Genomic DNA, 13,815 nt, shown 5'->3' on the forward strand with positions numbered 1-13,815 from the left:
AATAAAGGAGTGTAACCTAATGAGAATTACAGATCTAATGATCAAAGAAACGATGATCATGGACTTACAGGCAACAACCAAAGAAGCTGCGATTGATGAATTGATCGCTAGTCTTGCAACCAGTGGAAGAATCAATGACAAAGTACTATTTAAAGAAAAGATTTTGAAACGTGAAAGTGAATCAAGTACGGGTATCGGTGGCGGTATTGCGATGCCTCATGCCAAAACAACAGCGGTAAACGAGCCTACAGTTGTTTTTGCTAAAAGTACAAGAGGTGTAGATTACGAGTCTCTTGATGGTGAACCTGCTCATTTGTTCTTTATGATTGCAGCACCAGAAGGAGCAGCAAATACACATTTGCGTACATTAGCTGCGCTCTCTAAGCTACTGATTGATAGCGATTTCATCGAAAAATTGATGAATACAACCAGTCCTGACGAAGTATCCGCACTTTTCGATACACAACAAGCTGAAAAAGAAGCAGCGGAAAAAGCAAAAGCTGAAGCCAAAGCAGCAAGAGAACAAGCCAAACAACAAGAAAATGCAACAGTGCAACAAGCAGAAGCTACGCTGGAAGGCAAAGACAACAAACCATTCGTGGTTGCTGTTACCGCTTGCCCTACAGGGATTGCTCATACCTTTATGGCTGAAGACGCATTGATCAAAAAAGCGCAAGAAATGGGCGTAGAGATCAGAGTCGAAACAAACGGTTCCGAAGGTGCTCAGACTGTACTAACTGACGATGAAATTCGTCGTGCAAGTGGTGTTATTGTAGCCGCTGACAAAAATGTAGAAATGGCGCGTTTTGATGGTAAGCCTGTTTTGCAAAGACCGGTTAGTGATGGTATTCGCAAATCCGAAGAGTTGATTCGCAAAGCGATGAATGGAGACGCTCCGATCTATCATAGTGCTGGAGGCAAATCTTCTTCTGAAGCTTCATCTTCAAATGAAAAAACAAAAATAGGTAGTAAAATTTATAAAGACTTAATGAATGGTATCTCTCATATGTTGCCGTTCGTTGTCGGTGGTGGTATTTTACTTGCGATCTCGTTCTTAATCGAGCAGACAGCAGGCGAAAATAGCCAAATCTTCAAGCTATTGCAAACGATTGGTGGCGGAGAAGGCGCATTCTTCTTCTTGATTCCAATCCTAGCTGGTTTTATCGCAATGAGTATTGGGGATCGTCCTGCATTAATGCCTGGTATGGTCGGCGGTCTAATGGCAGCGAACTCTAACGCTGGTTTCCTCGGCGGTCTAGCAGCTGGTTTCTTGGCAGGTTATGTAATCCTTGCTCTACGTAAGTTACTTGCTGGATTACCAAAAACATTAGATGGTCTCAAACCGATTTTGTTATATCCTGTACTTGGTCTGTTAATTACCGGTACGATTTCATACTATATCTTCGATCCAATCTTTGGTGGTATTAATACGTGGTTGGTTAACGTCTTGAATAACCTGGGAACAGGAAATGCTGTTATTCTAGGTCTGATCTTAGGCGGAATGATGTCAATCGATATGGGTGGGCCATTTAACAAAGCCGCTTATGCGTTTGCGATTGGTGTATTTACATCAAGTGGTAATACAAACGGTGCGATGATGGCGGCTGTTATGGCAGGCGGTATGGTTCCACCACTTGCTATTGGACTTGCAACAACATTCTTCAAAAACAAATTTACAGAGCAAGAACGTAAGTCTGGTCTAACTAACTATGTGCTTGGATTGTCCTTCATAACCGAAGGTGCGATTCCTTTTGCAGCAGCGGATCCATTACGTATTCTAACGTCTTGTATTATTGGTTCTGCGGTTGCTGGCGGATTAACTCAGTTCTGGCATTTGAATATTCCTGCACCACATGGCGGAATATTTGTAGCTGCTCTAGCTAATAATGGTAATTTGATGGCTGCTTTATTGTTCTTAGTTGCAGTTATTATTGGTGCTGTTATCTCTTGTTTGATTTTAGGATTTTGGAAAAAAGCACTTGTAGCTAAATAATAAAAGATAATACTCAAAACCTCTGTGTGAAGATCAAGCTGATTGGATATAGCTAATGTTCTTTTCACAGAGGTTTTTTTGGTATCATTTTGCAAAAGTAACATATTTAAATGTCGAATTTTGTATTGTATGACTATTTTATAAAAAAAATAAAGAAAATGAGCGAATTCATGCAAATAAATGTAAATATTAGGCAAGATAATGACGATATATAATCTATAACTCCTAGTATATTAAATAGTTCAAAAGAATTATAAAAATCTATTTACAGTCTATGAAAACGCTGTTATAATCAAAATCAATCAATAGTAATCACAAACGATCACGAAAATTGTCGAAAAAAATCAGTAAACGATCATCATCGATCATGAGCACATGTTCAACGTCATTATTAGCTAACATATGTAGACAGGTGGAATGTCCCATGCTTTTTGAAGAAGAACGAAAGCATAAAATGGTTCAATATTTACAAGAGAATCACCGGGCATCTGTTCAAGAACTAGGGGAAGCTTTTGGAGTATCAGATTCAACAGTTCGTCGGGATCTCAAAGAGTTAGAAGATGCAAGGCGATTGAAAAGGACACACGGGGGAGCCGTATCACTGCAAAGTGTTAATTTTGAACCCAATATGGTGGACAAAGAAGATTCTTTTCGAGAAGAGAAAGAGCGCATTGCGAAACGAGCGGTAGAGATGATCCATCAAGGTGATACGATCTTGCTTGACTCGGGAACGACAACTCTTCCATTAGCAAAAGAACTAAAGCATATGTCCGGTATTCGAGTGATCACGAACTCGGTCATTGTTCTTAGCGAACTTCGAGATTGTCGGAATATTGAATTGTCTATTATTGGCGGATTGTTAAGGCCAGACACACTAGCATTTGTTGGGCCGATAGCAGAACGTTCACTGGATATGGTACGTGTAGACAAAGCTTTTATTGCAACAAACGGTCTGGATCTCAAAGAAGGTGTAACCACCCCTAATCTGACAGAAGCTGCTATTAAGCGCAAAATGATTGATATTGCTAAGCAAGTTATTTTATTAGCAGATCATAGCAAGATTGGTAATATCGCTTATGCCAAATTTGCAGACGTATCAGAGATTGACCATTGTATTATGGATGCTGGAGTACCGCTTCATATTATTCATCAACTGAAAAAGCTAGGTATAGGTGTGACGATCGCTTAACTACACGTTAGGATCAGAAATACATGATACATCATGATGAATTTGAAAGCGTTTTAATAAAGGCGATAAAGGTTAGACCATTACTCATTATAAGGGGATATTACCATGAAAAAATTATTGGCTGTTACCGCTTGTCCAACCGGTATTGCTCACACGTACATGGCTGCTGAGTCATTGCAAAAAGCTGCAGATCAAAAAGGTGTACCGATCAAAGTAGAAACTCGTGGTGCAGTTGGAGTCGAGAATGGTCTAACCGCTCAAGAAATCGCTGAAGCACATGCTATTATTATCGCTGCTGATACAGATGTAGATGAAGATCGCTTTGCAGGCAAACCTGTTATTCGTGTAGCAGTTGCACAAGGGATCAAAGTTCCAGGAGAATTAATCGATCGTGCATTAGCTAAAGAAGCTTCCAGTGGTCTTGCTGCTTCACCAACAGCGACACCTGAAGAAAATGCAGGTCGTAAGCCTAATATGTTCTACAAACATTTGATGAATGGTGTATCCAATATGTTACCGCTTGTTATTGCAGGTGGTCTGATTATCGCATTCTCATTCTTATTCGCTTTCACTAAAGGCGGAGTCGATCAAGTAGAGGGTTCGTTCGGAGCCGCTTTATCCACAATTGGTGGCGCTTCAATGGGACTGATGGTTATCGTATTATCTGGATTCATTTCATTCTCTATCGCTGGTAAACCCGGACTTGCACCTGGTTTGGTAGGCGGTGTACTTGCTAAAGATATGGGCGCTGGATTTATCGGCGGTATTATCGCAGGTTTTGTAGCTGGTTATATTGCACATTACTTGATCAAAACAATCAAAATGCCTAAAAACTTTGAAGGTCTCAAACCTATTCTAATCGTTCCTGTATTGTCTGTACTTGCTATTGGTCTATTGATGGTTTATGTTATCGGTCAACCGATTGAATGGTTGTTGACAGGTTTGACAGCTTGGTTGACGAATATGGGTGCAGGAAATGCTATTATTCTAGGAGCTATTCTTGGTGCAATGATGGCACTCGATATGGGTGGTCCTTTCAACAAAACCGCTTATACGTTTGCAGTAGGATTGCTAGGTGCTTCTCTTTATACGCCAATGGCGGCTGTTATGGCAGCAGGTATGACTCCACCACTTGGTATTTGGTTAGCAACTGTTATTGCTAAAAATCGCTTTACCAAAGAAGAGCGTGAAGCTGGTAAAGTGGCTTCGATTCTAGGGCTATCGTTTATTACCGAAGGTGCTATTCCGTTCGGTGCGGCTGATCCGATTCGTGTTATTCCTTCCTTTATGGTAGGTTCGGCTGTAGCTGGTGCATTATCAATGTACTTCGGTGCAGGTCTACATGCTCCTCATGGTGGTGTATTCGTTCTCTTTATCCCGAATGCAATCGATCATTTGCCACAGTATGTATTGTCTATTGTTATTGGTACTGTCGTTACAGCATTGATGGTCTTATTGCTTAAACGCAAAGCACCTGCTAAATTATAAGTAATTATAATTCACTACAAGCGACCGGAACGATGATTTGTCCGGTCGCTGTCCATATTTTCATTATTTTCGCTTAGGTTCTACCAGTTAACTATAAGATGATGACTATTAGAAGGAGTGACACTACCCATGAATATCAGCGAACTATTAAGCACAGAAAGTATATTTTTACCTTCTACAGCAACAACACGTGAAGAAGCGATTCAACAAATGGCAGCAGGTATGAAAGCTTCTGGAGCAGTTACGGACGAAGCAGCTTATGTTAATGCGGTTATGGCACGTGAACAACAAAGTTCAACAGGTATTGGTTTTGGCGTCGCTATTCCTCACGGCAAGTCATCCGGGGTTGCCAAAGCAGCATTAGCTTTCTCACGCTTTGCAGAACCGCTTGATTGGGAATCTTTAGATGATCAGCCTGCTCAGATTGCATTTATGATCGGTGTACCTGAAGCCAATGCAGGAAATGAACATTTGCAGATTCTGGTAGCTCTTTCTCGCAAATTAATTCATGAAGAATTTCGGGCTGAATTGATTAATGCTCAGAGCAAACAAGAAATTATAGATATTTTAACTCGTACGATCGGTTAATCCTAATTAGATAGAATAGATATGTAAATAAAAGCGTATTGCCTGTTTATAGGTGATACGCTTTTTTTAATATACGTTGGCATCATCATCTATTGATTCTGATCTCTACATCTAAAATAGATACGCGTTTGAAAGTCATACATACGGTTAATGAAGATTATCTGATTCCAAGCAAATCAACAAGAAGATGAATCTAATACAAAGGTGGAACATAATGAGTAAATGGGTAGAGTTTAGCCAGGCTTCGCGGTTGCATTTTGTGCCTTTGATGGCGATTTGTGTAGTGCAGGGAGCTTTAGCAGCATGGATATGGAATGATCAATTTAGCGTACTGATTTTCCTTTTAACATTGATTGGTTCAAGTGCAATACATATTTTTTCGATGATGATTAATGATCTATGGGATTATCGCAGTGGTGTTGATGTTGCAGCTTATCAATCCGAAGAATCGATTTCGACAGATTCAGGATATCTGACGACTGGTAAATGGAGTGAACAAACGTTTGCAAAAGTAACATGGAGTATGCTCGCTATCACAATCGTCTGCGCGTTAACATTATACTTTTTAAGTGGATGGGGTGTGTTATTGTTCGGAGGAATTGGCGGATTGCTTGCTTTATTTTATGTCGTTCCCCCGATCAAATATGGATATATCGGTAAAGGCAGTAGTGAACTGGCGCATGTATTATGTTTTGGTGTGTTCCCGGTGATGGGTGCTTATTATGTGCAGACAGGTCATTTTGATATACGTTTATTCTTTTTATCATTGCCTATGGGGTTGCTAACGACATTGACCTTTTTCAATCATCACTTTTTACACTGGAAAACAGACAAACAGGTTGGTAAACGTACATTGGTCGTGGTATGGGGAGAACAAAAATCGTTTCGCTTTTCGATTTTCTTATTATGTCTGGCTTTGTGCAGTATTTTACTCTGTGTACTTGTCGGTGGATTGCCGATCTACGGTATTCTTGCGCTGTTAACAGCTATTCCGTTATGTCGTATGTACCAGCATATGAAAAATAAGCGCAACTTGCAGACACATCAGCAATTATTATGGTTGTCATTACGAACCTCGCTACAATGCGGAACAGTAATGATTTTAGTATTGTTAGTCGGGCGCTGGATATGGTTTATGTAAAAGTAGATCCTACTTAAACAGGTTAAGCAAAAAAGATATCTATAATAAGATGTCTTTTTTTGTTTAGCAAAGCCAAAATGATTTTAAAAGATAGACATAACTACAAAATTTTTCTAAAATGTATGTACAAGTTAGATGTAAAAGCGCATAATTTAATAAATTATATGTACAAGTTGAAAAATATTGTAAGCGGTATCTTGATTATACAAAAGGGGATGACAACATGAAGCAGCCATCATTATCTATTAACGAGCAAATTACGATCTGGAATCAAAAGTCAGCTTTAATTGCAGGTAATCAATCTTTTGAGACGATAGGGATTCATATTGAATTAGAAGCAGGAGCTATTCGAAAGTTACCCGCATATATCCATACCGAGCGTTATCAGCATATTATGGTTGTCTATGATAAATTCACGTATGAAGCAGCAGGTCGGCAAACGATAGATTTACTGCAAAGTATTGAGGTAGGTATTACAGAATTAGAGTTACGTGAAAATAAAGTAGGCGATGTAATTGCGGATGAAGCGACAATTGTACAATTGTTGTTAGCTGTTACTCCTCAGACCGATGCAATTGTAGCGATTGGTTCAGGAACGATTCATGATGTTGTGCGAATTGTCAGTCACAAAATGAATAAGCCATTTTTGTCTGTTCCTACTGCGGCTTCGGTAGATGGATTTACGTCTGCCGGCGCACCACTTATTGTGAATGGAACCAAAGAAACATTTCAAGCCAAAGCACCAGAAGCTATTTTTGCAGACATTAATATTTTGATCAATGCTCCGCAAACATTAACCGCCGCAGGATTTGGTGATATGTTAGGCAAATGCACCTCATTAGCAGATTGGAAAGTATCCCGTGATCTTGGACAAGAACCTTATAATCAGTTGGTATACGATATTACAGAAGAAGCGCTTCATCAATGTATTGAAAAAGTAGATTTGATTGCTTCAGGTAGTGCAGAAGGTATCTATACGGTTATGTATTCATTACTTGCTTCAGGAATAGCTATGTTGATCGCTGATCATTCGCGCTCAGCGTCAGGGGGAGAACATCATATTTCTCACCGCTGGGAAATGGAACTGATCAAAGGTGGACACAGACAAATTTTACATGGAGCCAAAGTAGGAGTAGCATCAGCACTTCTAGCCGATCATTATCGTCAATTAGCAATCGATCATCCAGAAGTTCAAGCTTTTGCCGCTTACAAAGATATTCCAACCAGCGCACAGATGAAGCAGTGGTTATCCGCAGTAGGTGGCCCAAGTGAATACGAACAATTAGATATGCCAGCCGAATGGTTAGAACTGGCTCTACATTCCGCTCACACGCTACGTAACCGCTATACAGGGTTAAAATATATGAATGAACATCAATTGATCTAATCAGTTGTGTTTATGGTAAAATAAAATATCTATATTCGATAATACAAAATGTATTATTGATTTTAAGGTGAGCGCGCTAATGTCGACAAAAAAAGTAAAACATAGTATTGAATGTTGGATTATCCACCGAGAAACTAAACAAATATTGATTCTACATGTTCCGATTTCAGAAGAAACCGATATTGCATTTTGGCAACCTATCACTGGTGGTGTCGAAAATAATGAAGAGCATGTAGATAGCTGTATACGTGAGGTATATGAAGAAACAGGAATCATCGCTAATCTCACAGATTTATGTACATGGTCAGATCCTATCAAAGTTGAATTGGATGAACTTACTATTTTAAAAAGAATGTATATTCTTTATGTAGATATAGATCAAATTCAACTTTCTAACAAGGAGCATGACAACTATACATGGATAGATAGCGATCAGGTAGCAAGTTATTTATATTGGGAAAGTAACAAGCATACATGGAAATTAGTTGCTCATTATTTACAAACCAATCATCAGAGTAAGTGGATTAACATGGTGACATAGATTTATAAAATCTATCTTATGTCTTTATCAATCGTTCGGAGGAATTATGGCCGCAAAATACAGACAAGTTCGAGATGAAATATTATCGTGGATTCATTCATCCAAATTATTACCAGGTAGCCGATTGCCTTCGGAACATGAGATTGCTGATCAATTCAGTGTCAGTCGACAAACGGTACGTCAGGCTTTAGGGGAATTGGTGCGAGAAGGCTGGTTGAACCGGATGCAAGGCAAAGGGACATTTGTTGCTGATCCTGCTGTCAAATCAGTCGATGACAACAAAACGGTAGGTGTGATTACTACGTATATTTCGGATTATATTTTCCCGCAAATTGTGCAAGGTATCGAAACGAGACTACGTAGCGAAGGATATCGTCTACTGCTAGCGAGTACAGAGAATGATCCAACCAAAGAGCGCGAGTGTCTTGAAATGATGCTCAATCAGTCTCCTGCGGCTTTGATTGTAGAACCTACTCGAAGTGGAGAACGCAGTGCTAATCTCAATTATTTTCTTACTATTGAAAATCGTTCAATACCTTATCTGATGATTAATGCGAGTTATGAAGAAATGGATTCCGCATGTCTACGAATGGATGATGAGCGTGGAGGATTTTTAGCGGCTCAACATCTGATAGAACTGGGACATCAACGGATTGCTGGCTTTTTCAAAACAGATGATATGCAAGGCGTACGCCGTATGAAAGGATTCGTTGCGGCGCATCGCAAGCACGGGATTGCTTTACAACCGTCATTGATTTTTACGTATACTACAGATGACAAAAGCACTGCACCGATTCAACAAGCCCAACAGCTTATTAAGCAATCTGCTCAAGAGCGTGCAACCGGATGGGTACTCTATAACGACGAATTAGCTATTAATCTGCTTCAAGTTGTGCGTGAAGCCGGTCTTTCGGTACCGAATGATCTATCGTTAGTCGGATTTGACGATTCTTTTCTAGCTACAGCTACAGAAGTGAAGCTAACAACACTTAGTCACCCCAAGCATGCATTGGGAACAGCGGCAGCAGAAATGATTTTGCAAATGTTAGATGGAGAACAACGGGGCTTAGGCGAAAAGATACATACCCCTGAGCTGATTATTCGTGAATCGACATCATCTCCTGCTGTAATACCCACATAACTGTCTGGATCAGTGAAGATCTCTAGATAAGCTAGATTGTAATTAGGAGTGTATGTATGAAATCATTAGAACAAGCATTATCACAATGGGTACAGACTCATCATCAATATAAAGTTAGCGGGCAATATACACCTGTATCACCGGATACATTGCAGCACCAATGGCCAGATACAATTCCAAGTTCACCTGAATTGGATTATTATCTAAGTCATTATAAACCGTCTGATGTACTGGTTGAGACTGGATTTGCTCCGATTATATTCTGGCCTATCGATCAGTTGCAACAAGCATTGATTGGTTATCGCTGGGTAGGCATGTCAGAGCCTTTTACAGAAAGCGATACATGGCGTGCAGACTTTGTGATTATTGCAGATGATCTGGGCAAAGGTAATCCTATTATCGTCGCAACTAGTGAAGAAGGGACGCCTGTATATGCAGGGTATGATACAGGCGAGCCTTTTTTGATTGCATCTACACTGGCAGATTTTTTTGTAGCGATGAGCTTACTTATTGAGGTTGTATACGGATCATTTGAGATTTTTGAAATAACAGATGATGATAGTGTAGTTCTACCAGCGTTTGAAGAACAGCTCAAGACTGCGATTGAACCGATTCTGGGAGCGGAATTATTTGCGAATTTCTATGATTACTTTTACGGATAATCGTTATTTATAGTTCAATAGGGGACATGTCTATAGAACAGACACAATAAAAACTCCGCTTCTCACTAGATATCGTGGGAAAGCGGAGTTTTTGTGCTGCTTATTTGGTTGTACCTATACATTCAATGTGAATATGCTAAATTACGCTTGAGATTTCTCATCTTCGCCCAATACACAGTCAGCGAATAAGACGGATTTGGGAATACGGAAAAATTGTTCTGTTTTTTCTTGAAATGCTGGTGAAGGCAGTGTAGCTTGATGTAACCATTTACGGAAAGTACCTGGATGAACACCAATCCAATGGCTAACATCGGTTACTGATAGATCATGTACCATACATAAGCCTGTCAAAATGTGATTACGTACCGGTGAACGAGTAATCGTTCTTTTCATAAAGCGAGATGGTTCTTGCTGGCAAATCACAGGGCTATTATTGATCACCTGCTGGTTAAACAAAATGTGGTGCGGGTATCCCAATTCCCGGCATACTTTTTCAAGATTGGCTTTGCCAGGGAGGCGGCCTTCATAGACCCAAGCGCTTACGCTTCGTGATGAAACCGATAACCGTTCTGCAAGCTCAGATAGTTTGATATCATTGACCATGAGCACAGCGAGCAATACTCGATTGCGGATTTGACAACGTGTTGGTCTGCGGAATCGCTTAACTCGCACTCCTTTGCCGAGGTACTTACGGTTGATCAGAGACCACGCCTCTATAAAGTGTCGTTCTGGTTGATTAGGCATATTTCCTCCGATTAATCTATTTTTTCTTGATATTAGGTTTAGTGTCCTTTCAACATCCTACAACACCCAGACGCTCGTTTCAAGCTGACATGGTCACTATTTTTGACCATTTAAGAATATTTATCAAATAAGAATGATTATAAGCATATTTACTTGTCCAAATCAGTAAGATGGATCACAACCATCTGCTTTATTTTAATAGAAGTCATTGATATTTGATGCGTACAAAATAAGATAAAAAAGTGATCCTTATATCCTTTTTTTGGAAGATATATCGTTATCATTTATAAAATACACAGAAGACTGGAGAAAAAAACCAGATATTTTTGCGTATAGACAGAAGCCTTCTTTTTCCTTGATATCACTCACTTTTGGAAGGATATCGATGAACATACAGGTTGTTATTTGAAAAAAATAAATCCATTTCTGATACATTTGTTGTGTAATGGGGTATTAAATAAGACGATAGCCAATTTGCTTACTAAATTGGTTGCAACATTAAAAAACTAACATACAATCGTTTTATATTATTAGGAGGCCAATACTTATGAGTACAAGTCATGAAAAACTTACAGCAACAAAAAGAGAAAGTTCAAAACGTTCTGAAATGCGTGAACTTCGTCTAAAAGGACGCGTTCCAGGTGTAGTATATGGCCCGGATTTGGGCAGTGTTCCTGTACATGTAGATTCCAAACAACTTCTAGCTCACGTTAAACGTGGTGGAGCAGAAATGTTCTCACTTGCTGTAGAAGGTGGAAAAGAAGTACAAGTTCTTATTAAAGATGTACAACGTGTAGACGGTCGCATCTTGCATGCTGACTTTATGCAAGTTTCCGATACCAAACCAATTCATGTAACCATGCCAATTGACTTCCATGGTGAAGCAATCGGTACTAAATCTGGTGGTGTGTTACAACACCAAGCAACAGAATTAGAAGTAAGCGGTTTGGCTAAAAACTTGCCAAGTAGCCTTGAAGTTGATATTTCCGCATTGGAAATCGGCGACAGAGTAACTGCTGGCGATGTTAAATTGCCTTCTGGCGTTACATTGGTATCAAGTGAAGAAGAGATCATCGCTTCTGTTATCGTACCTCGTGTAGCTGAAGAAGATCTTGAGCCTACAACTGCTGAAGAAGCTGAAACTACGGATGCTTCTACAAATGATCAAGGCGAAGAAGTTCCAGAAGTAGGTAAAGAATAATAGTTGCATCTATCTGTACAATGCGTACTATATAGCATAACGAAAAAGCTGATACTCTTTAAGAGTGTCAGCTTTTTTTATCAGCGCATCTATTGATTATTTATGATACGATAAGAAAGAAACTTATTGTCTATATAAAGGAGCTATTCTGTTATGATCAAACATATTGTCTTATTTAAGTTGAAAAATCCTACAACTGAAGTCGTGAATGAAACCGTAGCCAAATTAAGAAGTTTGGAAGGAAAAGTGGATTCACTGATTGCTTTGGAAATCGGGGCAGACATTTTGCGTACAGAACGTTCTTATGATGTGGCGTTAACAGCTACATTTGAGACATTAGAAGGCTTACAAGCGTATCAAGTACATCCAGAACATGTGAAAATCATTGAATACATGAATAGTGTGAGAGAAAGTTCAATAGCAGCAGACTACGAATACTAAGGCGGTGTGACTCTTTTGTACTATATAAACCGTGAACAGATTGAACGAAGAATTGTAGCCTTAGAAGATGTATGTGAAGCATTACAACAAGTGTCTACGGATTGGGATAACAGTCTTATTTCTGGTTTTGTTCAAGAGCGGGCACTTCATTTAGCGATTGAATGTGTAACTGATATCGGCAGTTATTTAATTGATGGTTTTATTATGCGAGATGCTAGTAGTTATGACGATATCGTAGATATTATGCGTGATGAAAAAGTAATCGATCAACCGATGGGTGAAATGTTGACAGCACTGGTGCGTCTGCGTCGTCCGTTAGTACAAGAGTATTATGATTGGAATCGCACTGAACTTCATCCGCTAACTACTCCTCTAGTAGAGGTATTAAAAGAATTCGGTCAACGCATTTATACGTATCTAGATCAAGAATTAGATTCGTTAACAGTGGTAAATGTAGACAGAGCATCAGGTACCTCGACGTCTACATAAGATAGAATAATATTGTAAATATCTTGTTTGAAATGAATGCTTTGGAATTTACATCGCTGAGTGGATACGCTACAATAGCGTTAATCCACAAAGGGATAATGTGACCCTTTTCGCTGACAAAGCGGATCGGGTCATTTTTATTTCAATTTAGAGCAAGGGGGTCATACGATGAAGTCCCATCAGGAACCATCGACCCGGCGCAGTATTATGATTATGCTCAAAACACAAGGACCTTTCAGTGTATCTGAGCTAGCACGGGAATTGAATATTACAGAGATGGCGGTTAGACGTCATATTCATACGTTAGATCAAGAAGGATTATTGATTACCGAAACGGTACGTATTCCAACAGGCAGACCGTTTTTGCGCTTTCGGTTAAGTGAACGTGCGGAAGAACATTTTCCTCATAATTATCATCAACTAGCGTTGGATCTGCTAAGTGAGTTGGATGAAGACGCAGTGGCTGTATTATTTGAAGGACGTAAGCAGAAATTGTTATCTCGTTATCAAAGTATTGCAGATACTCAAGATCACCAAGAACGAGTAGCTGCTTTGACTGATATTCAGCATCATGGTGGATATATGGCACGTTATGAGCAACAAAGTGAGGATCAGTATACGATTTATGAATATAACTGTCCGATCAATCAGATTGCGAATCGCTATGATATTGCTTGTCAGTGTGAGCAACAGTTATTTGAACAATTGCTACAAGCAGATGTAAAGCGAACTGAATGTATCGCCAAAGGTGGACATTGTTGCGTATATCAGATTCAATTTCCGTCCAATTCAGCAGCAGATGCAGAGTAA

The 13,815-nt window shown here is 39.5% G+C and carries 14 protein-coding genes; 13 read left to right on the plus strand and 1 reads right to left on the minus strand.

What is annotated here, in order from left to right; genetic code table 11:
* The first annotated feature begins 19 nt into the window (after window positions 1–19).
* The 9 genes from QE450_RS04550 (at window position 20) to QE450_RS04590 (ending at window position 10,130) form a co-directional block, all read left to right on the plus strand.
* On the plus strand, window positions 20–1,993 hold the full coding sequence (locus QE450_RS04550; RefSeq protein ID WP_307297322.1) for a PTS fructose transporter subunit IIABC: 1,974 nt from the start codon (window positions 20–22) through the stop codon (window positions 1,991–1,993).
* A 424-nt stretch (window positions 1,994–2,417) separates the two neighbouring features.
* Complete coding sequence (locus tag QE450_RS04555; RefSeq protein ID WP_307297325.1) at window positions 2,418–3,182, plus strand: DeoR/GlpR family DNA-binding transcription regulator; 765 nt, start codon at window positions 2,418–2,420, stop codon at window positions 3,180–3,182.
* 105 nt (window positions 3,183–3,287) lie between these two features.
* Window positions 3,288–4,670, plus strand: a complete 1,383-nt coding sequence (locus tag QE450_RS04560; RefSeq protein WP_273615568.1) for a PTS fructose transporter subunit IIC — start codon at window positions 3,288–3,290, stop codon at window positions 4,668–4,670.
* A gap of 129 nt (window positions 4,671–4,799) precedes the next feature.
* On the plus strand, window positions 4,800–5,258 hold the full coding sequence (locus QE450_RS04565) for a PTS sugar transporter subunit IIA (RefSeq protein WP_301261462.1): 459 nt from the start codon (window positions 4,800–4,802) through the stop codon (window positions 5,256–5,258).
* A gap of 214 nt (window positions 5,259–5,472) precedes the next feature.
* Window positions 5,473–6,399 carry a prenyltransferase gene (locus tag QE450_RS04570; protein WP_307297328.1) on the plus strand — a complete coding sequence of 309 codons (927 nt, stop codon included), beginning with the start codon at window positions 5,473–5,475 and terminating at the stop codon, window positions 6,397–6,399.
* Between the two features lie 223 nt (window positions 6,400–6,622).
* Window positions 6,623–7,786 (plus strand): sn-glycerol-1-phosphate dehydrogenase, encoded by a 1,164-nt coding sequence (locus QE450_RS04575; protein ID WP_307297331.1) that lies wholly within the window; start codon window positions 6,623–6,625, stop codon window positions 7,784–7,786.
* A 79-nt stretch (window positions 7,787–7,865) separates the two neighbouring features.
* Complete coding sequence (locus QE450_RS04580; RefSeq protein ID WP_307297334.1) at window positions 7,866–8,327, plus strand: NUDIX domain-containing protein; 462 nt, start codon at window positions 7,866–7,868, stop codon at window positions 8,325–8,327.
* 46 nt (window positions 8,328–8,373) lie between these two features.
* The gene (locus tag QE450_RS04585; protein WP_273615572.1) at window positions 8,374–9,468 is read left to right on the plus strand and encodes a GntR family transcriptional regulator; all 1,095 of its coding nucleotides are present in this window, start codon (window positions 8,374–8,376) and stop codon (window positions 9,466–9,468) included.
* Between the two features lie 56 nt (window positions 9,469–9,524).
* On the plus strand, window positions 9,525–10,130 hold the full coding sequence (locus QE450_RS04590; RefSeq protein WP_307297337.1) for a hypothetical protein: 606 nt from the start codon (window positions 9,525–9,527) through the stop codon (window positions 10,128–10,130).
* A gap of 141 nt (window positions 10,131–10,271) precedes the next feature.
* Here the strand turns inward: QE450_RS04590 and QE450_RS04595 are convergent, their stop codons facing one another.
* Window positions 10,272–10,874 carry a transcriptional regulator gene (locus QE450_RS04595; RefSeq protein ID WP_069327033.1) on the minus strand — a complete coding sequence of 201 codons (603 nt, stop codon included), beginning with the start codon at window positions 10,872–10,874 and terminating at the stop codon, window positions 10,272–10,274.
* A 547-nt stretch (window positions 10,875–11,421) separates the two neighbouring features.
* On the opposite strand from QE450_RS04595, the gene QE450_RS04600 reads away from it, so the two are divergent.
* The 4 genes from QE450_RS04600 to QE450_RS04615 all read left to right on the plus strand — a co-directional run bounded on the left by QE450_RS04600 (window position 11,422) and on the right by QE450_RS04615 (window position 13,815).
* Window positions 11,422–12,075: a 50S ribosomal protein L25 gene (locus tag QE450_RS04600; protein ID WP_274170454.1), complete on the plus strand. Its 654-nt coding sequence runs from the start codon at window positions 11,422–11,424 to the stop codon at window positions 12,073–12,075.
* Window positions 12,076–12,228: 153 nt separating this feature from the next.
* Window positions 12,229–12,516: a Dabb family protein gene (locus QE450_RS04605; RefSeq protein ID WP_204824780.1), complete on the plus strand. Its 288-nt coding sequence runs from the start codon at window positions 12,229–12,231 to the stop codon at window positions 12,514–12,516.
* Between the two features lie 15 nt (window positions 12,517–12,531).
* Window positions 12,532–13,005, plus strand: coding sequence for a DUF86 domain-containing protein (locus QE450_RS04610; protein WP_274170453.1), 474 nt, complete (start codon window positions 12,532–12,534; stop codon window positions 13,003–13,005).
* Window positions 13,006–13,173: 168 nt separating this feature from the next.
* On the plus strand, window positions 13,174–13,815 hold the full coding sequence (locus QE450_RS04615) for a helix-turn-helix transcriptional regulator (protein WP_307297343.1): 642 nt from the start codon (window positions 13,174–13,176) through the stop codon (window positions 13,813–13,815).

The organism is Paenibacillus sp. SORGH_AS_0306 (assembly GCF_030819345.1).
Taxonomy (GTDB): Bacteria; Bacillota; Bacilli; order Paenibacillales; family Paenibacillaceae; genus Saccharibacillus; species Saccharibacillus kyungheensis.

What these genes read in the sequence shown, in the direction of transcription:
- QE450_RS04595 (WP_069327033.1), bottom strand. Translation starts at nt 10,874, where the DNA reads ATGCCTAATCAACCAGAACGACACTTTATAGAGGCGTGGTCTCTGATC.
- QE450_RS04560 (WP_273615568.1), top strand. Translation starts at nt 3,288, where the DNA reads ATGAAAAAATTATTGGCTGTTACCGCTTGTCCAACCGGTATTGCTCAC.
- QE450_RS04555 (WP_307297325.1), top strand. Translation starts at nt 2,418, where the DNA reads ATGCTTTTTGAAGAAGAACGAAAGCATAAAATGGTTCAATATTTACAA.
- QE450_RS04580 (WP_307297334.1), top strand. Translation starts at nt 7,866, where the DNA reads ATGTCGACAAAAAAAGTAAAACATAGTATTGAATGTTGGATTATCCAC.
- QE450_RS04605 (WP_204824780.1), top strand. Translation starts at nt 12,229, where the DNA reads ATGATCAAACATATTGTCTTATTTAAGTTGAAAAATCCTACAACTGAA.
- QE450_RS04550 (WP_307297322.1), top strand. Translation starts at nt 20, where the DNA reads ATGAGAATTACAGATCTAATGATCAAAGAAACGATGATCATGGACTTA.
- QE450_RS04565 (WP_301261462.1), top strand. Translation starts at nt 4,800, where the DNA reads ATGAATATCAGCGAACTATTAAGCACAGAAAGTATATTTTTACCTTCT.
- QE450_RS04575 (WP_307297331.1), top strand. Translation starts at nt 6,623, where the DNA reads ATGAAGCAGCCATCATTATCTATTAACGAGCAAATTACGATCTGGAAT.
- QE450_RS04585 (WP_273615572.1), top strand. Translation starts at nt 8,374, where the DNA reads ATGGCCGCAAAATACAGACAAGTTCGAGATGAAATATTATCGTGGATT.
- QE450_RS04590 (WP_307297337.1), top strand. Translation starts at nt 9,525, where the DNA reads ATGAAATCATTAGAACAAGCATTATCACAATGGGTACAGACTCATCAT.
- QE450_RS04615 (WP_307297343.1), top strand. Translation starts at nt 13,174, where the DNA reads ATGAAGTCCCATCAGGAACCATCGACCCGGCGCAGTATTATGATTATG.
- QE450_RS04570 (WP_307297328.1), top strand. Translation starts at nt 5,473, where the DNA reads ATGAGTAAATGGGTAGAGTTTAGCCAGGCTTCGCGGTTGCATTTTGTG.
- QE450_RS04600 (WP_274170454.1), top strand. Translation starts at nt 11,422, where the DNA reads ATGAGTACAAGTCATGAAAAACTTACAGCAACAAAAAGAGAAAGTTCA.